Source organism: Marinobacter alexandrii (genome assembly GCA_039984955.1).
GTDB lineage: Bacteria > Bacteroidota > Bacteroidia > Cytophagales > Cyclobacteriaceae > Ekhidna.
Genome location: JBDWTN010000005.1, coordinates 44,853 through 65,690, shown reverse-complemented (window position 1 = coordinate 65,690; position 20,838 = coordinate 44,853). Strand labels below are relative to the sequence as shown.

Genomic DNA, 20,838 nt, shown 5'->3' with positions numbered 1-20,838 from the left:
TCTTCAATTGGAGTTCAGTTTGGACATTTGTTAAATCAATTTTTAAATGGTGAAGGCAAATTTCACCATTCTTATAGGGTAAGGCTGATGAGTTTGATAAACCATAAAGATAAAGGGTAGCTTTAAAAGCCACCCTTTATCATCTTTTAATCACTGTGATTTAGCACTTCTAAAAGTCAGGGATTTATTCTTTAAGTACTTTTAGTAGTCGAGAACTCTGCTCTGTTTTGATATGAATTAAATACAATCCTTTTGGTGCATCGAAGTTTACATCCAAATAGTCCAACTCTTTAGAGTAAGTGGATTTAAATACTTGACCCTGAACATTCGTAATGGTTACATCTGTTACGGATTTAACCTGTTTAGAGGGAGGTAAAATCACAGATATTTGACCTTTTGTAGTATTTGGATACACCACCCAATCTTCAGTCAGAAGTGTCTCCGCTGTTTCCATTCTAGCTTGTGCAAAGGTTTCTGCATCTATTTCTTCCGGTGCGGTTGTAAAAGTGGATGTAAATGTTGTGGTAATTGGGTTGCCAATCCAATCCGTTAACCCTCCAGTAGGCACTACAATTTCATATGTTGTTTCAGGGAAGAGAGGCTCATCCGGTGTAAAGTTTACGGTTGAAAACTGATGGCTGTATTTCCCAGAGATAGCGGCTCCACCCATTGGCCTGACAATCAATGTAGAAGAATTCACTGTTCGTAGGTCTACATTATCAGTAAAAGTGAGTCCGATTCGAGAGGTCACAGCTCGATCAAGTTGGCCATCGCTCGGGATTATCATATTCACCTCTGGTCCTTTCAGATCCATTTCAGCTTGATGGACGATGAACCCACTTCCGGAACCTTTATCATTTCCTACAAATACGAGATTACCCATCGGCGTAACCTGACCATGATCCGCTTGTCCAGTCACATTGAGACTTGCCTTACCCACTTCCTGTATGGCATTTAAGTTCGTGGCATCTACTTTGTAGATTTCATTCAGACACCCTTGAAATATAAAGTTGTCTTGACTAGCAGAATATAACTGATCAATCTTTTCCCCGAAGTTAAATGAGGTTCTTGTCGCATTTACTGATGGATCCGAAAAACTATACACATCAAAAGCATTGAACTTCCTGCTACTATGTCGATTGGAAGTAATGATTCTGTTTCCATTAACAGAAATAGAATAAAGCTGTTTTGTCCCTCCATCTTTAATAAGTATTGGATCGGTTGGATCAGAGATATCAAATAGGTCATACCCTGTCCTTCCATTATTGGCCCCAGTTACCAATAGATTCCCAATAGCGAAAATGGATCCTACATTGCCCTGATTAGTTACATTTTTCACTAATACAGGATTGGTGATATCAGAAGCATCCACGACATCAAAACCACCGTCACCTTTCCCAATATAGATATAAGGAGCTTGCCAGAAGAGTGACCATGCTGAACCATAGTCGTCATGTGAATATCCATCCATACAGAATCGCTTGACCTGAATAGGATTGAGAACGTCAGTCAGGTCCCAAATCTGTATTCCGCACCCATCTTGTAAGGCAATGTAATTTTTATGTTGACCGATGGCATGTGCTTCCCTAAAGGACTGTGTTCGCTGATCATATACCCTATTTACAAGAACGGGATCTCTTGGGTCAGAGACGTCCCATACCAGAATACCACCAGGAGGCTGACCACTGTCAGGAGCAAATGTGGTCACGAGATATCCATTGTGCATAACAGCAACATTGGAACCAAATCCTGTTGCATCTGTATAGTTCCAGATATTTGAAAAGACTTCATCTGGTGCGTAGGTGAAGTTTCCGAGTCCCGGTCCTGAGTTAATCTCTACTTTAACAAGTTTCCATTGCTGACTAGGTTGTCCACCATTTCCTTCCTGCACTACGAGACCGTCATTTTCTGTATCTCCATTCATCACCGCAAGCGTTTTTCCACTATGTCTGACAAACAATTCAGCATTTCCTCCATTCAGTAATCTTACACCCCAGATTTGGTGGTCTTCATCATTCAATACTCCGAGAGAAACCCTAGCATCATCATTCAAGTCGCCATCAGCAATCTGTAGATATTCTCCGTTTTCCTCAGAGACTATGGACACATATCCATTTCCGAGTGTTTCGAATGTCCAATGCTGTGTATCCAGTTCCTCGTAATCCAACTGCACAATATCACCCTCCGAAAGAGTCATGGACTTCCCAGAGTGTAATGCAGTGAGTTGAAATGTACCTTCAGGAGCTACACCAGAATTCATTGGCGAAATATTCCATAAATGAGCGTTAGCATCCGGATCGTATGGAGATTGAACCAGTGTGCTTCCTTCACTTGTAGAAGATTGATTGTCTATTACCAGATTACTAAATCTGTTCATTAATTGGAAACTACCACTTGCGTCTATACAAATGGACCATTGCTGACTTGGTGTATTTACAGCATCGTCCACTTCTTGCATAACTGGTGAACCCTGCAAAATGGAATTGTTTGCACTTAAAACCTTCTGACTTTCATTATTCCGTATTTTAAAGTATCCATTACCCAAAGAAGTAATTTCCCATTGCTGATAATTATTCAAAAATGCATTTTCTGCACGTTGACTGATTTCATCGTTTGGCTTACTTGCATCAATCGCTTTTCCGTTTAGGTGACTCAGAAGCATGTAAGTATCAGTAGGTACACCTTCGCAATCAGATGTTACTTTAAAAGACAGTGTTTCTTGAGAAGCAGGGCAAAAAGTAGCATCGCCAGCTTGCTGTGCCGCTAGTATCACTGTTCCTGACAGTCCATTTAACCTAACCAGATTGCCATCTATCGTTGCTGGTCCTGCCAGTACATGATAAGATACCGGAAGACCCGATGTGGAAGTAGCCGATACAGCAAACGAAACATCCTCAATTGTATGATCGCTGATAGGATCCCATATGATACTTTGCGTATTACATCCTCCTATGTCATCAATCTGATTAAGAAAGATTATGAGATCATCCATTTCTTCTTCTGACAGGGATTGGGTGTCGCCATGCAAGCTGTTCGCATTTTTTGCGGTCAATACATCTGCTAATGTAGCAGCTGATCCATCGTGCAAGTAAGGGGCCGATTCCCATAGTCCTTTTAGTGTTGGGGTTGCAAATCCTGTCAATGGTTGTCCAATTCGTTTACCGGAAGTAGGAGATATGGTTCCAACATCATGAAATTGGCCAGTTGACCTATCAGAATAATCTGATCCTGAATGGCAAGTACCACAGCTCAGGCTCTCAAAGATTGCTCTACCATTCAGTGCCTGTGCTGTATATGTCCCATCTGCATTTTTGTACGGACTAGGGCTTACTTCAGCAAGTGAATTTACATAAGCTACTAATGCGTCCAAATCTTCACTTCTACCAGCTTTGGGAGCCCCCAGGGGATCTTGTGTAGCCTCAAAATCCACATCAGTCATGAAGCCCTGACCTGAGAAACCACCTCTGATGTCATTTTCAAAGTCGTGTATTTCGTCAAAATTTCCTGTCCAGTGCACATTTCCAATCCCGTTTCCACGACGGCCTCTAAGCGAAACTGTGTTTCTAAATCCCTCACCTCGATCGGTAAAGTCCCAAACACGATCATCACTACCACCATCCAGGTGACACGATGCGCAACTGATATATCCATTGGAGGTCATCCGTTTATCCTCCGCATTGTAAAAAATTTGTTTTCCGCGAAGAACTTGTGGAGTTAACCGTTCATTGGAAACGGTAGAAACAGTGGCCAGAATAGGAGGCTGGGTTTGAAAATTTCCTTGTACGATCGATTCTGTATCATAAATACGTACTGTACGAGACATAAAGTTTTGCACAAACAATTTGCTTCCATCTTCATTTAAGACAAGCCCTTGTGGTGCCAGACCTGTATCATCAATGTCTAAAACGGATGTATTGCTTGCCACATCAATTACCTGCACCCGATTATTTCCTTGTAAAGCCAAAAAAGCAAGGTTCCCAAGGGGGCTGAAAGTTACGGCAAAGGCCATTTCCGAATCATTTACATCCAGTCGATTTTCAAAAACATCTTTATCTGTAGTCAAATCAACTTGTGAAACAATCGTCCGTACAGTAGACTCAAAGGTTAGGGGTTGTCCATCCCTAAATCCCCCTCGGGAAACGTTATCCTTTTTGGACGGAACCCATAAATCTTTTCCAGTAGGAGAGATGGTAAGAGAAGAGACGTAATTAGGAACTCCACGACCTTGAAAATTGGTATCAAAAGTATCATCGTAGAGGAGTTCAATAACCTGACTCACCGTCATGTTGTCGGGATCTACCTCTATGACTTCACCACGGTCTTCCGGGGAGATAAAGCGACTGACAAAAAGACGTTGGCCGTCGGAACTGACAGCTATTCCACGAGGAGTAGGTCCTACAGCTACTTCTGCCAAGAGTTGTTGAGTAGCAGGCTCTATTTTTAATAATTTGCCTATGCCTGAAAGTGTGACAAAAGCGTAATCTCCTTGTGGATCAAAGCAAACGCCATACGGCTTACTTCCATATGGCAAATCGATAGTCGTCAATAAACTCCCACTCGGATCAACAATGGCTATTGAGGCATCATCTTCGTTAGCAACCCACGCCTGACCATTGGCATGAACAGCTATTGTCCTGGGATGAATACCTGTCGGTGTTTCGAATAATTTGGTATTGGATACAGCATCTATACCCGTCACAGAATTATTATCTGCATTTACAGCCCAAACAATTTCCCGTTCATGATCTATAGCGATAGTAGAGCTATGCGTAGGGTCTCTTTCTTCTACTGCTTCCGTAATGGCCTGTATAACAGATACAGGAATTTCTTCTCCCTGAAGCCTTGCGAAAACGGTGAACGTTCCGGCAGACTGATATACATGAGTAGTCGAATTACCAGCAATAAAATTGCTCAACCCTGTGCCATCACCAAAGTCCCAGGCAATTACTGCTTCTGTATCATCCGTGGCACATTGCAATGTGAATGTGACTTCAGTCCCAACGAGCGCAGGAGCATTCTGCTCAATACCACATGATTGCGGCCATCCTGCTATCAATTTATTAGTGGTACTATTTTCTATTGTTGATACTTCAGATTCACCAGCAACATTAAACGAGAATACCCTGTAGTAGAATGTAGTGGAAGCAGGCAATTCCATATCCTCGTAACTATTCGCATTGGCTTCCAGAAGGGCAATTTCTTCAAAGTCTGATGTTGGTAATTGTGACCGTTCTATTTTAAAACCTTCTTCATTGTCTGCATTATCTGCCCAGTACAATTGAATGCTATTGGATGAATTGGCTGTGGCTATTAGATTACTTGGGGAGGCTGGTATCGACTGAGATGTCTGAGCTTGAAAGGTTTGTTTCTCTGATGCTCCATCTGCATTGAATGCTGACAATTTGTAAAAATATGTTGTGTTTGCACCCAGATCTGTATCCTCATAGGTTATAACATCAGCACCCAGTTCAGCAACCTCTACAAAACCGGAGGTTGCATTGGTGGATCGCTCTATCTTAAATCCTTCTTCATTATCCGCATTATCTGTCCATGACAATTGGATACCATTGGATGATGCTGTGGCCATAAAATTACTTGGGGAAGTTGGAGCCATTGGCGTTGGTTCTGAATCGAGTGCATGAATGATAACGTTATCCCATCGGCTCGTTGTTGTTTTATTTCTATGATGAGAATACGAAACTAAACCGACATGAATTTCTTGACTCATTTCGATCAACTGGCTACCCAATTCAGTCCAGTTTTCTCCATCTATTGAATAATAGGAGGTGAAGGTACTCCCTGATCTTTTCATCCTGAGCCAGACCGGGAAAGTACTGGGAATTTCATCTGTACGAGAAAAAACAGAAGACTCTGACCTGTTTTGGAAGTATACAAATTTACGAGACCTGGCACCTGTCATAGCATAAGCAGAAGTATTCTCTAGCGATTCCCGCATCATGAGACCCACTCTATTCCAATGAGCTTTTTGCATGGGTTGTAATCTGGCAATTATTTCACCATCGCCTTGTAATTGCTGAAAAAGGAAATGGAAACTACCAGAAGATGCGGTCACATAGCCATTTCCGGTTACTTGAAATTCTTCATCTGTAATTGAACTAGACCCTGTCAATGTGGGGCTTCCAATATCTTGACTTTGCCAGTCACCTAATTGTGCATGCAATATACTTGGTGCTATGTTTAAGAATAGCAATAAAATTAAGATACGATTACAGTTGGCTTGCCTGAAAAGCTTGTTCCAAAACATTAATTTTTTGAGGTAGGTCTTCATGGATTGTTTAATAGGTTAGTCTTTTTGCATTCAAAAGGGCTTTATTTTTCCATTGGTAAAAATTTTATCCCTCATAACTGCTTAGAATCATTATTGAATTTGGGCTATTTGATATAAAAAATTTCATATTCTATATCACTTTTCTCATATGTATAGTATTTGTAGGGGTACAAAGCACATCTTTATCAAGCTCGTCATGAAATATGTATTTGCATGAGAATTGATTTAGCACTGTTTAGCTGTGGTTAGGCTCCATTGTAGTTTGGGCTTAGTCCCTAAAAATATTTTCTAGTAACACCTTCCTGTTAAAGCGTGATGTTCCATGATGACTCTTTTGTCATGTTTCGAAAATGAGGAAGAAAGTAAAGGATAGAAAATGTGCAAAGTTTCTTAGAAAAAGGCAATCCAATCTTTAACGATAAATTATGTCGCCTCAACGGAAATATTGCATATACTAACGATTAAGGACGTTTATGAGACGGAAAACTTGTTAACTATGCAATCTAGGTAAGAGTCAAACAGACTGAAAAAGCCTATTCATAACATCATCAGAAAGAGTATAAATAGTTCAATGATAAAGACTCATTATGTAAGATTAAACTCGTTGACAACAGCATTTTTTAACTAAAAAATTAACTAATAATGGAAGTAAGAACAAAAGAGTATGATCATAAGATAATAGATTCAAACATATCTTATTTTAGGTTTTTCTCGGAATCTACACAAGAAGATTATCAAGAAGCTTTAGGGGATTGTGTGCGAACCTTATCAATGGATTCAGTCACTAAATTGATTATTGTCAACGACGTAAAAGGGGACTGGAATAAAGCCATTGAAGGGATTTGGAAAGAGACTGGAAGACTGTCAGAAACATATGGAATAAAAAAATGGGGCGTTGTGGTTCCGAATTCTGCAATCCGAGAAATGTCATTGAAAAGAGTAGTTAAAGCAGGAGGTTATGATACTAATACTGCTTACGATTTCTTTTTTAGTCAAGACCTTGAAGAAGTAATGCAGTGGATCAAGAAAGATTAATGCGAAATTCGACATTAAATCAAATATCTAATAGCACTATTAGAGATTTTCTATTTTATAAACAAGTTGCTGGAATTATCTGAAAGATCATTGATAAAATCACAGCATAATATCCTGCGAGAGAATGGGATAATTTAAGGCAGAACTCTACACTACCTCTATTTCTTAACCTTCTTTTTCAAGTAGTTAACCACTTCTTTATAATTGCTATTTTCATGGTTGCTAAGTTTTAGTTTCTTGCCATTAGCCAGTTGCATAGACAGCTGTCGGTACTCACTGCTTTTACGTTTGATAATGTCCTCTTGCCAACTTTCGATCTCCGCGATTTTATGTTTGCTCTCTGAGCCAATGAGATATCGGTATGTAAGTTTATTATTACCAATTGTAATTGTCATCGCCGAAGAGTAGCTTTTTACAGTCACCAATATTCCAATTACTAGCACTGTAGGAGCCAAGATTAGCTTAATCCAAAAGTAGGAGGTAGGGTTCTGTATCAATCCTGCAAACAACCATATGGCCGCCGCTAGGATTCCTACGAGGAACAAACCTACAGCTAGTATTGAACTTGATTTGGGCTTAGAATTTATCATTTGAATTCAAAGATATGATCATATCCAATTGGAGTGCAAATAAACTCAATGATCTTGTGCTAGGAGGTTTGTCATACTTATTTATAGCGTTGTGGACAATTTTAGATAAACAGCAAGGATGTAAGAAGAGCAAAAGAGTGCTATTTCTTCTTGATTTATAACAATTAATTCTCAGTTATACCCTACCGTCATTTGATATACCCCCATAGAGGTATTGATATACTCTTGCCTTCTATTGAAATTGCTTTTAGAAAATATTATTAATAACGATGAAAAAGCAACTCACTTTACTCACAATCATCTTAACTAACATCACTTACACTTATTCGCAAGAACGAGTCAGCGAAAATGCAGCAATAGCCGAACTCAAAGCTCGAATTGATAAGCTTGAAAAAGTCAAAAACAAGCGTAAAACAATTGGAAATGAAGAAGTTTTTCAGAAATTTCCAAAAGTGAAATTTGATTTTAATAGGCCTGATAAGATAACCATTCCGAAAAAAATTAAGCAAGGAGAATTTTATCAAATAGAAGTTACTGGCATCAACAAAAACCAATACAGATTGATAGTCCAAAGTAGTGACACTGTCTACAGTACTCCGCTGAGTTTTCCAACATTTGGCACAATAGATTTGAGTACGTTGACTAGCCTTGTTAGTAGTCTTCCTGTGAACATAAGTTCTGCTGAAGACACTCTAGAAATAGAAAAAACATTGGAAAAGACGGCTCTCATGGGTTTTAATAAAGGTATTAGTTTAAAAGCCCATTTCAATGCTATTAATATTGAAATGGATCCCCTAATTAAGAATCTACTCAATGAAATTGAAAGGCAAAAAGCCGCAGATGACATAAGAAAACTCATTGAAACAAAAATTACCACTGTCAAAGCACATACCTCTAAATTTGAAGTAGATCTTAAAATCAGCAAAGAAGCAATCGAAAACAAAAAATACGATTATGCAACATATAGAATACTGAGACAAACTGGAGAGGATGCTAAAAAATATGAACCCAATGTAAAAAATGAGTTAGAAGCCTTCGCAGAATATCGAAGTACGCTTAATGAGTTAAAAACTAGTGTTGACATTTCCACCAAATCTTTTAATGAATTTTTAAGCGAAGGAAAAATAATAGTTTTCTTGGCTGATCCTAAGAACCTTGATTTGAAGGTAAATGTAGAGAAAGCCAAAAAAGCACTTTCTGAAGCTTCTTCCAAAACAAGCAAGGTAACCTCTATGATAAGTGCCGATAAGGTAGAGCAGCAACTAAAATCAATGATAAATATCTATCCGCATGACTCTTACATTTCTTTACCTATCCAATTAAATGGTGAGCATGCTAATGTCAATATAAGGTTTATCCCTAAAGATTCTACTTCAGCTCTACAGCCGTACTCTCTTTCTACAATTAGGTTTCCCAAAAGAAAATGGTATTGGTCTGTTGGCCCTTCCATTTATTATGCTAACCTTTCAAATGAAAGGTTAGGCACAGAAACCATCACCGTGAATGATACCATTCAGCGATTCACTGTCTTTAAGGAAGCTGATTTAGCAAATGAAATTGGTGCCGCTGTGCTTCTTCGCGCTGGATATAAAATATTCGATTCCGGGTTAGGTATTCATGCCTCAGTGGGAACAGGACTTTCTTTGGGTGATGAGGTACTTCCAAGGATGCTTTACGGAATAGGATTCACTTTCGGTCAAACTCATAGCCTCTCTATTGATATTGGAGGTATTTCAGGCTATGTGAGAAAAGTAAGCCAAAACGCAAATTATAGTCGGGAATACGTTGAAAAACCTTCTTTGATCGTAAACGATTTACAGACAAGGTTTTTCTTTGGAGTAGGTTATGCATTCAGATTCTAGAATTCTACCTTATACCAATTATTAGTCTATGTGTTGAGTTAATATAGCTTTGATTCTCGGGTTTGAGATCAATAGTGAGTGAGTTTAGATTTTCATGCCAAGATACGATTTCATAAACCGTATGCAGCTTGACATGTTTGGCTATAAGTAGGCTAAAGGAGGACAAATGTGTGCGATTCGTAGAGCATTACAATTAATTCTTAGTTATATCCTACCGTCATTTGAAATTACCCTAAAGTGGGTATTGCATACGGTATCACAAATAGCTTATCTTTTCTTAAAGAACCACCTAGCTTGCTTATGGACTCTCAAAAAGCACTATCGCAATCTTTTAACCAAACCCTTTTAGGCTTAATTATTGGGTGGGGAGGGTTTTCAACAATTATTCCCAATATTCTTGGAGCAACAGGAGAAATTATTGATTTGGGAAGCTTTAGATCACTCAGGATTTCTTCCATAATCTTCTTTCTATTTCCTACTCTAATTTTTGTTTCCTATTGGTGGGTACGAGGAGCAGCCTTCTATCAAAAATATTTGCTGCTTAACTCAAAAGAAAGAGGTGCAGAAGTAAAAGCTAAAAACGAAAAAATTGACTCAGAAAAAATTCAATTGCGAAATTACTATTTCCCTAACTATAGAATTTTATTCATCGCATGGCTTTGTTTGCTTATTAGTCCAATTGTATTATTTGTACACAACGAATTTTTTCTTTACGGATGTCCCTCTGGACTCAATAGAATTGCCATTACCATATACTATTATACATTTTTAGGTTCAGCTACTTTACTCATACAGTGTGGCGTCTGGTGGAAAATCAGTAAAAAAAATAAAGACCCAAGGCTTATTAAAGCTCATATATTGGTTTTTAGCTTACATCTAATGTTTGGTGTTTGCATAGCTGCCTTCATTGAGCCTTGGATGATCTATCAAAATAATTACTTATGGCATATTGCCATTGGATTTTTGATCTACTTATCTGTCGCATTGATATGTTATTACAAATCATCTATTAATAAGGAAGTACCCATTTTCAGGAGGTTAGCTGTTTGCATTTTAGTCTTGGCTTTCATCATCGGGAATTTTCCTATGGTCAACTATGAATATCTGTGGTCCATTATTCTGAGTATAATCTCGTTAGTAAGTGTTATTATTTACCTACTACTTCGCTGGAAGGAAACAAGTGATAAGAAAGGTCTTGTGAGTCTATTAATAGGACTGGTTTTGGTCCTAGCAATTTTGGGATCTTCTCAATACTATGTTGTGAGGAAAGTGGCTGCAAAAGCCAATTATAATTATTATTTGAGTAGAGAAAAAGCTCACAAAAAAGTAACAAGCAAAAAACTATATCCTTTCTACTATTTGTTAAATGACAACCTATTAAATGGAAAAAAAGAGGCCAAATACATAAGTATTAATGGCATTGGACCTGTAATTGCGAGTAACACCGTAACTAAATTAGGCTATGAAATTGCTTCCAAGATTGAAAGTAAAAGTCATGAACTCTCAAGTTATTTGAATGGAAGAATCTCTAATCCAGCTTATGCCACTATTGAGGTGAAAAACAATCAAGGACAAAATGTGAGTATCAGGTTAGACAAATTACTAAGTAAAGGTGATTCCAATGATGTACAAAATGTTTTTTATAAGCGATATACCAATAATGCCATTACATCTGTATCTCAAACTGAGATAAACAATTTCTACGATAAAGTGCATCATTATATTGAAGACAAATTTGTAAAGCCGCATTTAGAATTCATTCCTACCAGTCAGTTAAAGCTATATCAGAAATTTTTTCATCCTATTAATTATTATACTGAGACGCTAAAACACTATCGAGAAGAATTGAATTCTGCAAAGAAAGCCCAAACGTATCTCAATGAATTTAGGAATATAGATAGCATCCAATACATCAATAAAGAACTAGTGCATAAGCTCAATAAAATTAGAAACAAGCTGAACAATGAGTTGCTAAAAGTCACCGAGTGGAATTCAGCTTTATATGCTTCGGTTCATGATACCATGAGACAGGATACCGTCAATCAGGATATTTTATTGAATTATATGTTGGGAAAAAACAAAGCAGGAGCAAAAATAGCAGAGCCAAAAATTAAGTTCTTTACTGCGTTAAAACAGCAGCAATACAGAGAACGTTTTGAACGAGCACAAATAATATTTAGATCGTATTTAGAAGACAGTCAACGTATAGGTCTCTTTGCATTCATTTATACCTTCGCTGTATTAATAATGCTTTATTGGATCCATAGGATTCATAGTTCATCTGATGAAAACCAAGAAAAGCAATCAGAAGAAGAACTACCTGGAGGTTATTTGAATATCAGCCTCATCGTATTTGTGGTACTAGTCGTGCATATTGCCCGACCAATAAAGCCGGAAAACATTAATCCAGAAAACCCTTATTGGATGATGGACATTGCCAATTGGTACAAGAAGAATCCGGTACAGGAGCTATTTAAGGATGATGAAACTCCAAACTCCAACGTCAACATTACAAATCAAATGGATAAGTTGGTTGAGGAAATGAAAGCATCTAATAAGAAACTACTTCAAGGGATTAATAACAGTAATTCAGCTCTCAAAGATGCTAATGCTAGACTAGAAAATATTGAAGGTAAACAGTAATGAAATTTTTCACAAACATACTATGCCTTCTTCTAATAACTTTTGGTTATAGTCAATTAAAAAAAGATTGTTTACTGATCTGTAATGATATTAATAGCGTTACAGATAATTATAATAAAAATAGGAAAAGTCTTACTCGATTAGAAACAGTGATTGCTCGATTTGATAAGAGGTTATTTGGAAAGAAAAATTCAGAAATTCTCCGGGACTATAGAACATCTGCGCATACCTACTATGTTTTAAAAATGATGTTGGATACTACTAAAAACCCATGTATTCAAAAGGTGCATGAATTTAAAAAGGTGGAAAAGTTTGAGTTGGATACTTTCCCATCTAAAATTCTTACTTATGAGCCAAAACTTCCTAAATCAAAGGTGGATCAGCTTGGACAGTTTTTATCAGATTTATCAGCAAGAGCTCATTTGATTGACACTATAAATTATATGAATGACCAAAAGTCTTATGAAGCTCTGATAGAGCTGGTTAATAACACGAATGCTTTACGTAAAGAAAGTCAGCAAAGCTGGCTTAACCTCATGTGTCAGTTTTACCTCCAAGATAAAATGAGATTAGAAATGGCCAAGAATGAAATGGAGCAACACTATAGAAGAGCCATTCTTAAATTCAGCAAACAGTAAAGTAGCTGTTAAAAAATTCAAAGACCAGGATCTGTAAGGTTTTAAACCCACTTCTCCTTTAGATCTTTATATTTAGTTCTTCCTACGGGAATGGACACTCCGTTTTTAAGCTCGGCCATGTATTTGCTTCCGGATGCTACAATAATTTCCCTGATCTCAGACATCTTCACTAAGTACGATTTGTGGATACGCTCAAAAGAATGAGACAGAAGCTGTTCCAACTTTTCCAGTGATTTATCATGCAGTTCCTTTTTTCCATCTGCCAGGAAGAGTTCAGTATACGCGCCGGCACCTTTTACATAAAGCAAATTTTCAATAGGGATTAGCTGTATTCTGCTTCTTTTCTTGATTGCCAGAACCTTAAGCTGGTCGTTTCCTGTTTTCTCTTTTGCAATGGCCCGATTAAAAGCCTGCTCGAGACGATCTCTGTTGAAAGGTTTGGGTACAAAATCCAAAACCCCATATTCAAAAGCAGCAATTGCCTGGTCTTTGTAGGCAGAAATAACAATGGTGTGAAACGATTCGGAAACCGCTGTAGTGAGCAGGTCAAAACCATCTTCCCCGTTAAGATTTAAATCCAGGAGAACGAGATCCAATGAGTTGTTTTCAATGAATGCTAATGCCTCATTAAGCGTGTTAATATGGGTCAGCGACTGCAGTGCATAGCCCAGAATATCACGCGTCATTCGCTCAATCCGTTTAGCAATTCTTGATTCATCTTCTACGATTAAAATCTTCATTTCCTTAGGAGTAGATTTTTAATGTGTTTTTCCAACCGTGATCTGTCGGCTCGGAGGTAAGGTCCCATTTCGAATGATAACTTTCTGTCAGACGAGCTTTTATGTATTTCAGCCCTGTACCTTCTTCTTTGGTATTTGTTTCATGTCCTGTACGAGCAGCAAATGTTAGAAAAGTGTAACACTTGTACTGACTATTAGATTCAAAAACCAGCTTGAATTTGATACTGTTATCTGCCATGTGCATGCTATGCGTAATGCCGTTTTCTAACAACGTGTGAAGAATCGCTGGAGGTATTTTTTCCTCAGGGTCTATGCCTTCTTCTTCCCATGAATAAGCTATTTCTTTTCGATATTCCATAATTTCCAGGTGTGAACGGCAGAGTGCTATTTCCTGTGCGATAGGTATCAATGTTTGGTCTTCTATCTGATTAAAAAGATCAAATTCTTTGGCCAGTGCTTCTATAAACAGAGCCCCTTTTTTAGGTGCTTCTTCTACCCAATCAATCAAGGAGGTCAGGGTGTTCATAAGAAAATGCGGTTGAATATTCTTTTTTAACAATTCCAGACGCAGGCGGGTGGATTGAATCAACGAATTCTCATAAGCCAATCGCTGTTCTTTGATATTAAGTGTTAATAGATACAGCATACCTAACAGAATAAGTCCCAACCCAGTGTATAAACTAACCACAAATCCAGAGGCAAGAAATACCACAACCGACAAAAGTAAGGTCACAAGAACAAGGCGCGCTCCCCTTACATTTTTATAAGCTCCATAAGATACCATTCCAAAGGAAAAACACCACATACTCAGCACCATACCAACTGTTTTCCAATCAAAAGCATGCTCATTTATAAGCCATATGAAAATGAGCACCACAGCATATAGAATTAATGACAATCCGCGCCTTGGATAAGGAAATTGTATTGAGAAGTAATAAGGAATCAAAAATGAAATACCCAACAAAAACGAATTAATGATTTGTAATCTTATGACATGCACACTGTAATGTATAGGGACGTAATCTTTGCTAAATACGGTTAGAACGAGACCAACAATGAGGAAGCAGCAAGCACTAAAAATAAGTGTGGGATATTCTTTTCTATTGTTTAGGAATAGAAAAAGAAAATAGATGGATATAATAAGAAAAGCTCCTGCGAAGACGTGCATGTAGGAAGTTTTGATGAGCTGATCGGTGAACAAATCCTCATAATCCGCGATCTCTAGTTCATATTGTCCTACATGATCCGGAAAATAGTAATTACTCAATCGTAAGGCCAGCATGTGCGCTCCTTCTGTTGCCAGATGCGTAGGAATGCTGTACGTAACCCACAATTCGCCCTCAGGAGGAAGTTCTGCCTCTTGTCCCGGATTTCCATTTTTTCCAATCAAAACTCCATCCCAAAATATTTCATATTCTCCGTAGGGATCTATCTGAAGTACGTAGGACTGAAACTCCTCTGGGGCTCTTAGAATATCAATCCTGGTTCTGGACCAGAAAATCTGACCTTCTGGAATGAGTTTTATCCTTCGTTCCCAATTGCTATGATTCCAGACCTTCTTCGCCCAGGTTGGCTGGTCACCTACCTTGAATACCGTACGATATTCTTTGAAAATTGCAGGCTCCTGAGTGCAGGAAGTTGCCAGCAGTATGACGCAAAGGAAAAGGAAACAAGATGAGGATCTCCGATCCATTATGAGATGGTTTTGACTGTAAAGTAAGTTGATAAATCTGTCTTTTGGGAGTAGGAGAGAGCAGTTCGTTCATGCATAGAGCAGTTGACAAGTTAAAGGGCGATTATACACAACCTTCCATAGATGTTTGAGGTAGAACCTTCAAAAATCAAAACATACTATGAATATTTCTTTAACTGAGCCTCTGAAAGAAGTGATCAAAAATGCCAGGGGAGTTAAGCTTATGATGATGCTACTTGTAGCCAATTTGATAGCGCTAAACACAAACTTTGCTCAAGAAAAGACAGAAAGCGATCTAGATGAACCAGCAGTTACCTTAGGCAAAATATCTTCACTTCAGTCTAAAGTGTTAGGCAAAACAATTCCACTATCAATCCATTTACCTGAGAACTACGATAATTCCAGAAAAACCTACCCTGTGCTGTATATGTTGGGTTCAGATTACCAAGCCCGGTTCGCCATGTTAGCTTCTACACTAGACTACATGGGCGAAGGACAAATTCCCGAGATGGTACTTATAGGAATAGATTTACCCGAAGGAAACAGTATTTTGTTGCCAACAAGGGAAAACCAGGACACAACAATTCCGGATGGTTATATTGACTTCTTTGAGACAGAGCTGATACCGTACGTTGATAATACCTACCGTACTGTCCCATTCAGAGTCCTTTTTGGCGGTTCTAACAGTGGATTTTTCACTGTTTACACGCTACTCAGCAACCCCCTTCTGTTTAATAGCTATTTAGCAAGTAGCCCATCCCTTATGATTATACCGGAAGTGCTTCAGCAAAAAATAAAATCAGGTCCATTACAAACACTTTCGGAAAACAGATCTCTACACATCATTTATAGCGATGATGAGGGGTTAACAGAAATAGTCCCCGAATTCTCTCGGGTCATAGAGGAACATAAACCGGAGAGTTTTACCTATAAAGTGGATGAATTGGTGAACCAGGGCCATGTGCCAGCAATGGATTTCACACAGTATCTGCTAACGCTATTTCCTGACTTCAATCCCTACGAAAAATTGGACTCCCTGGATAAAGTAATACAACATTTCGAAGTGCTATCAAAACGATACGGATATGAAATCCAGCCACCTATATCAGTCTTAATGGACCTTGGTTTTGACATGATAATAAGTAAGAATTTAGTTGTCGCAGAAGAAATATATCAATATTCCTTACAAGTGTATCCTGAAGGTAAGCTATTATATGTCGGAATGGGCGTTGTACGAAGAAATCAAGGTCAACTTGAAAATGCTAGGCTCATGTTCGAAAAAGCATTGACAATTGACCCTGATTTTTCACTTGCTAAAAGGTGGCTACAAAGACTCGAGAAATGAAATCCGACTATACTCATCAGACCTATCGGGTGAGCACAGAGTTATTCACAGGTTAAGGCCTGATGGTTTATGATTACCCGAAGCATAAAACCGGTCTGAGCAGACAGGTTTCATATTAGCCTTTGAAAACAAATACTATACTCATGAAAATTACAATACTATTGACATTGATCGCTGCTTTATCACTCAATACTGCCTTTGCGCAAGGTAGCGTTCGAAATAGTGCACCAGAAGCCACAGTCGTTGAAGCCGCACTCTCATTCAGGGATATTCCTTACCTCCAGGAAGCCTTTATTGATACCGCACCCACTGATAGAAAAGACGGTATTCCCGTAGGTGAATTAGGCATAGATGTTGGCAATAAGGCAATGATTCTTAAGCTTGCACAGGAGATTGCCGACAGCAAACATGGTAATTTCGACAGCTACCTTATTGCACATAGGGGCAAGCTCATTTTTGAATCCTATTACAGAAGAGGACGCATCAATCTGCCACACGCGCAGGCCTCAGCCACCAAAGCCTACACCAGCCTGGCACTTGGACGTGCCATCCAATTGGGGTATTTGTCTATGACTGATCTGGATAAACCGTTGATCAACTTTCTCAAAGAGCTGGAGCTCACAAAACTTGTAAAGGGCACAGAAAGAATCACCCTGCATCAGGCATTAACGATGCGTTCCGGTATCCGCTTAAGTCAGGAGCAGAGGGAGCAATTGGAAAAAAAACCGACTAAGATAAAAGGCCAGGCGCAAGTTCAGGCTTTTCTCGCACATAGTGCGCCTATTACCTCAGAGTCTCAGAGTTTTAAATATCAATTCGACCCAATGTTGGTGATGCAAGTCATTGAAGCAGTGGTACCTGGGTCGGCCAAAGACTTTATTAAAAATGAACTCCTCGAAAAAATGGGTATCACCAACTATGGCTGGGAGACTGACGTTAGCGGTCTGCCAAAATCAGGAAGTCGTTCGAGCATGACATCACGGGATATGCTCAAATGGGGTACCCTGGCCATCAACAAAGGCAAATGGAACGGTGAGCAGCTGGTACCAGAAGCCTTTATTGGAAGAGCGACCAGTAAAATCGTCGATCAAAGTGATGAATATGACGACTCTGCCAATGGTGTCTCTGGTACAGCATACGGCTATTTTTGGTGGCAGGCGGATTTGTCCATAAGCGGTAAAAGCTACTTAAGCAAAGCAGCAAGAGGCGGCAGTGGACAAAATATCATTGTAATCGAAGCGCTTGATCTTGTTATTGTGACCACAACCCATCGTCCTGTTGATGACGTCACATCAGTCACAGCAACAAGGGTTCTACCAGCCTTTATTGAAAATTCTATTCCAACTATGAGTGGAAAAAGTGATAGCCAAGATAAAATTCCAGTCCTCGAAGGCCCATATCTTGGCCAAAAATCGCCGGGATTAACCCCTGAAGTTTTTGCCCTTGGTATTCTTTCTAGAAAGCATCGTGACGGGGGCATTTCCTTCACTCCCGACATGAAAGAATTCTATTTTTCTAGGAAAAACCTAGCCACTGGAAAATGGTGGTTAGTAGGTTTTAGATCAGAAAATAATCGATGGACTGAGTCTGTGGTGGGGCCTAGGGTGGGTCGTCCGACCCTTTCCCCAGATGGCAATGTTATGCATTTGGGCAACAAATATATGGAGCGCACTGAGGCCGGCTGGTCAGATATAAAAAGCCTTGGACCCATGTTTGAGCGAGAAGATTGGGGTATTATGCGTCTGTCTTCTTCCGCAAAGGGCACCTATGTATTTGACGATTATAAAAGTAATGACGTTCTCCGCATCTCGAGAATCAAGGATGGCAAGCGTGAAGCACCAGAACTTCTGGGCAAGGAGATTAACGCAGGCAAATGGACAGCCCACCCCTTCATCGCACCAGATGAGTCTTATATAATATGGGACAGTGAAAAAGACAGTGGGTACGGTGATAAAGATCTGTATATCAGTTTTCAGCAGCAAGACGGTTCATGGGGTGCTGCCATTAACATGGGAAAAAAAATAAATACAAGTGGGGGTGACAGTTCGGGATTCGTAACGCCAGATGGAAAATATTTTTTCTTCGATAGATGGACAGGAACTGAAGGGAATCGAAAGGTAGCTGTCTACTGGGTGGATGCTCAGGTGATTGAGAACCTCAGGCCTAAAAAGTAATCAGTAAAAACAAAACTATGAAAAACAGTATCTCAGTCCTCTTCCTCCTCATTATTTTCCAATCCTGTACAGAAAAATCCAATGAGGATACTACAGCTGATTTAATTAAAAAGGTAGAAACTGGTCTCACCACTTGGGTACACATAGCGGGTGATTCCACATGGTCTATAGAAGATCGCATGAAACACTATGGCATTCCAGGTGTAAGCATTGCAGTGATACATAACCGAGAAATTGCGTGGACAAAAGCTTATGGTGTGATGGATAAGGAAAGTCAAACCCCAGTAACCATACAAACACTTTTCCAGGCAGCAGCAACCAGCATGCCGGTAACGGCCTATGGAGCACTACGTCTTGTAGAACAAAATAAACTGGACTTGGATGAAAATATTAACAGCTATTTAACATCCTGGAAAGTACCAGAAAATGAATTTACCAGGGAAAAGAAAGTAACCATAAGAAATCTTTTAAATCATTCGGCAGGAATACATCCTCGTGGAACGGGATCATATAGTATAGATGCAAAAATTCCAACACTTGTAGAGATATTAAACGGAACTCCTCCAGCCTCAAACGAGCCAATTTCCGTAAATAAAGAGCCTGACGAAAGTGTTCGTTTTGCCTACGCTAGCTATGTGCCCATTCAGCAAATGATGCTGGATGTTGAGGGGGGAACATTCCCAGAGATCATGCATGAATACGTGTTGAAACCATTAGAAATGAACAACAGTACGTTTGATCAAACCCTTACACCCGAGCAATTATCGAAGGTTGCAACAGCTTATTTACAAGATGGTTCCATGGTAAAAGGTGGAAGAAATATTCAGCCGGCAATGGCTTCAGGTGGATTATGGACAACTGCCGAGGACTATGCAAAATTCATAACCCATGTACAGCAATCAAAAGATCTGACAGAATTAATGGGTACACCATATGGCGTGCGTGATTCCGGTTGGTCATTTACACTCGGGTTAGGGTTTCAACTTTTAAATAGAAATGATGAAGTCTACTTCAGGCATCACGGATGGAATACAGGTTTTTATGCTGAGATAGCGGCTCATAGAGACAAAGGCTATGGTGTGGTGGTGTTAACAAATTCCACTTTTCCCGAATTTAATGCTGAAGTAATGCGCGCTGTAGCCTTGGCGTATGATTGGGATAATTATGTTCCTGTACATCAAAAGATAGAAATTGAACAGTCGTCTGTAGATGAAATTACCGGGAGGTACCAATCTGACGACATGATTGTGGAAGTCTATCAAAAGAACAATCAACTGTTTTACAAAGACATACTTGATGAACAGGGGGTAGAACTAGTCAAAGTATCGGATAGCCTTTTCGCACGAAGAAATTCCAGTCGATTTATTCAGTTTAAACCGGATTCTGAAAATGGAGGAATCAATTTACAGCATCTCAACCGAAACGATGGAACAATAATTTCAACCCTAGTCAAGGTCGCAAGTGATAAGAAAAATCCAGTAGAATTCCTACTTGAAGGTGATTTTGAAAACGCGCTGATAGCCTATAAGAATTTGAAGGAGCTAGACCCTGCTCATCCGATGGTTACTGAATACTATATAGATGATATTGGTTATGATTTTTACCACGCCGATAGAATGACATTGTCATTAAACACTTTCAAAGTGAATATGGCGCTCTATCCTGATAGCTACAAGGTATACGATAGTTATGCAGAAGCCTGCATGAAAGCTGGGGAGATTGATCAGGCCATTGCAAACTACACTAAATCACTTCAGTTGAATCCTCAAAATAATCGAGCAAGGCATGAACTTAAGGAACTACAAAAAAGCGAATAGAAATCCTGCAAT

The 20,838-nt window shown here is 39.1% G+C and carries 11 protein-coding genes; 7 read left to right on the top strand and 4 right to left on the bottom strand.

Annotated features, from left to right (window positions below):
- Nucleotides 1-184 precede the first annotated feature (184 nt).
- Nucleotides 185-6,289 (bottom strand): RICIN domain-containing protein, encoded by a 6,105-nt coding sequence (locus tag ABJQ32_01125; protein ID MEP5288217.1) that lies wholly within the window; start codon nucleotides 6,287-6,289, stop codon nucleotides 185-187.
- A gap of 642 nt (nucleotides 6,290-6,931) precedes the next feature.
- On the opposite strand from ABJQ32_01125, the gene ABJQ32_01120 reads away from it, so the two are divergent.
- On the top strand, nucleotides 6,932-7,324 hold the full coding sequence (locus tag ABJQ32_01120) for a hypothetical protein (protein MEP5288216.1): 393 nt from the start codon (nucleotides 6,932-6,934) through the stop codon (nucleotides 7,322-7,324).
- 158 nt (nucleotides 7,325-7,482) lie between these two features.
- On the opposite strand, the gene ABJQ32_01115 is transcribed toward ABJQ32_01120, so the two are convergent.
- The gene (locus ABJQ32_01115; GenBank protein MEP5288215.1) at nucleotides 7,483-7,914 is read right to left on the bottom strand and encodes a hypothetical protein; all 432 of its coding nucleotides are present in this window, start codon (nucleotides 7,912-7,914) and stop codon (nucleotides 7,483-7,485) included.
- A gap of 269 nt (nucleotides 7,915-8,183) precedes the next feature.
- On the opposite strand from ABJQ32_01115, the gene ABJQ32_01110 reads away from it, so the two are divergent.
- From ABJQ32_01110 to ABJQ32_01100, 3 genes are all read left to right on the top strand, one after another.
- Nucleotides 8,184-9,776, top strand: a complete 1,593-nt coding sequence (locus tag ABJQ32_01110) for a hypothetical protein (GenBank protein MEP5288214.1) — start codon at nucleotides 8,184-8,186, stop codon at nucleotides 9,774-9,776.
- Between the two features lie 300 nt (nucleotides 9,777-10,076).
- Complete coding sequence (locus ABJQ32_01105) at nucleotides 10,077-12,419, top strand: hypothetical protein (protein MEP5288213.1); 2,343 nt, start codon at nucleotides 10,077-10,079, stop codon at nucleotides 12,417-12,419.
- Complete coding sequence (locus ABJQ32_01100; GenBank protein MEP5288212.1) at nucleotides 12,419-13,057, top strand: hypothetical protein; 639 nt, start codon at nucleotides 12,419-12,421, stop codon at nucleotides 13,055-13,057. Before ABJQ32_01105 ends, ABJQ32_01100 begins: the two co-directional genes overlap by 1 nt.
- 41 nt (nucleotides 13,058-13,098) lie before the next feature.
- Here ABJQ32_01100 and ABJQ32_01095 read toward each other — a convergent pair whose 3' ends face one another.
- Complete coding sequence (locus ABJQ32_01095; GenBank protein MEP5288211.1) at nucleotides 13,099-13,797, bottom strand: LytTR family DNA-binding domain-containing protein; 699 nt, start codon at nucleotides 13,795-13,797, stop codon at nucleotides 13,099-13,101.
- 4 nt (nucleotides 13,798-13,801) lie between these two features.
- Nucleotides 13,802-15,490: a histidine kinase gene (locus tag ABJQ32_01090; GenBank protein MEP5288210.1), complete on the bottom strand. Its 1,689-nt coding sequence runs from the start codon at nucleotides 15,488-15,490 to the stop codon at nucleotides 13,802-13,804.
- A gap of 160 nt (nucleotides 15,491-15,650) precedes the next feature.
- Here ABJQ32_01090 and ABJQ32_01085 point away from each other — a divergent pair, with 160 nt between their 5' ends.
- The 3 genes from ABJQ32_01085 to ABJQ32_01075 all read left to right on the top strand — a co-directional run bounded on the left by ABJQ32_01085 (nucleotide 15,651) and on the right by ABJQ32_01075 (nucleotide 20,826).
- Nucleotides 15,651-16,835, top strand: a complete 1,185-nt coding sequence (locus ABJQ32_01085) for an alpha/beta hydrolase-fold protein (protein ID MEP5288209.1) — start codon at nucleotides 15,651-15,653, stop codon at nucleotides 16,833-16,835.
- Nucleotides 16,836-16,978: 143 nt separating this feature from the next.
- Nucleotides 16,979-19,009, top strand: coding sequence for a serine hydrolase (locus tag ABJQ32_01080; GenBank protein MEP5288208.1), 2,031 nt, complete (start codon nucleotides 16,979-16,981; stop codon nucleotides 19,007-19,009).
- Between the two features lie 17 nt (nucleotides 19,010-19,026).
- Nucleotides 19,027-20,826, top strand: a complete 1,800-nt coding sequence (locus tag ABJQ32_01075) for a serine hydrolase (protein ID MEP5288207.1) — start codon at nucleotides 19,027-19,029, stop codon at nucleotides 20,824-20,826.
- The last annotated feature ends 12 nt before the right edge of the window (nucleotides 20,827-20,838 follow it).

What these genes read in the sequence shown, in the direction of transcription:
- ABJQ32_01125 (MEP5288217.1), bottom strand. Translation starts at nt 6,289, where the DNA reads ATGAAGACCTACCTCAAAAAATTAATGTTTTGGAACAAGCTTTTCAGG.
- ABJQ32_01120 (MEP5288216.1), top strand. Translation starts at nt 6,932, where the DNA reads ATGGAAGTAAGAACAAAAGAGTATGATCATAAGATAATAGATTCAAAC.
- ABJQ32_01115 (MEP5288215.1), bottom strand. Translation starts at nt 7,914, where the DNA reads ATGATAAATTCTAAGCCCAAATCAAGTTCAATACTAGCTGTAGGTTTG.
- ABJQ32_01110 (MEP5288214.1), top strand. Translation starts at nt 8,184, where the DNA reads ATGAAAAAGCAACTCACTTTACTCACAATCATCTTAACTAACATCACT.
- ABJQ32_01105 (MEP5288213.1), top strand. Translation starts at nt 10,077, where the DNA reads ATGGACTCTCAAAAAGCACTATCGCAATCTTTTAACCAAACCCTTTTA.
- ABJQ32_01100 (MEP5288212.1), top strand. Translation starts at nt 12,419, where the DNA reads ATGAAATTTTTCACAAACATACTATGCCTTCTTCTAATAACTTTTGGT.
- ABJQ32_01095 (MEP5288211.1), bottom strand. Translation starts at nt 13,797, where the DNA reads ATGAAGATTTTAATCGTAGAAGATGAATCAAGAATTGCTAAACGGATT.
- ABJQ32_01090 (MEP5288210.1), bottom strand. Translation starts at nt 15,490, where the DNA reads ATGGATCGGAGATCCTCATCTTGTTTCCTTTTCCTTTGCGTCATACTG.
- ABJQ32_01085 (MEP5288209.1), top strand. Translation starts at nt 15,651, where the DNA reads ATGAATATTTCTTTAACTGAGCCTCTGAAAGAAGTGATCAAAAATGCC.
- ABJQ32_01080 (MEP5288208.1), top strand. Translation starts at nt 16,979, where the DNA reads ATGAAAATTACAATACTATTGACATTGATCGCTGCTTTATCACTCAAT.
- ABJQ32_01075 (MEP5288207.1), top strand. Translation starts at nt 19,027, where the DNA reads ATGAAAAACAGTATCTCAGTCCTCTTCCTCCTCATTATTTTCCAATCC.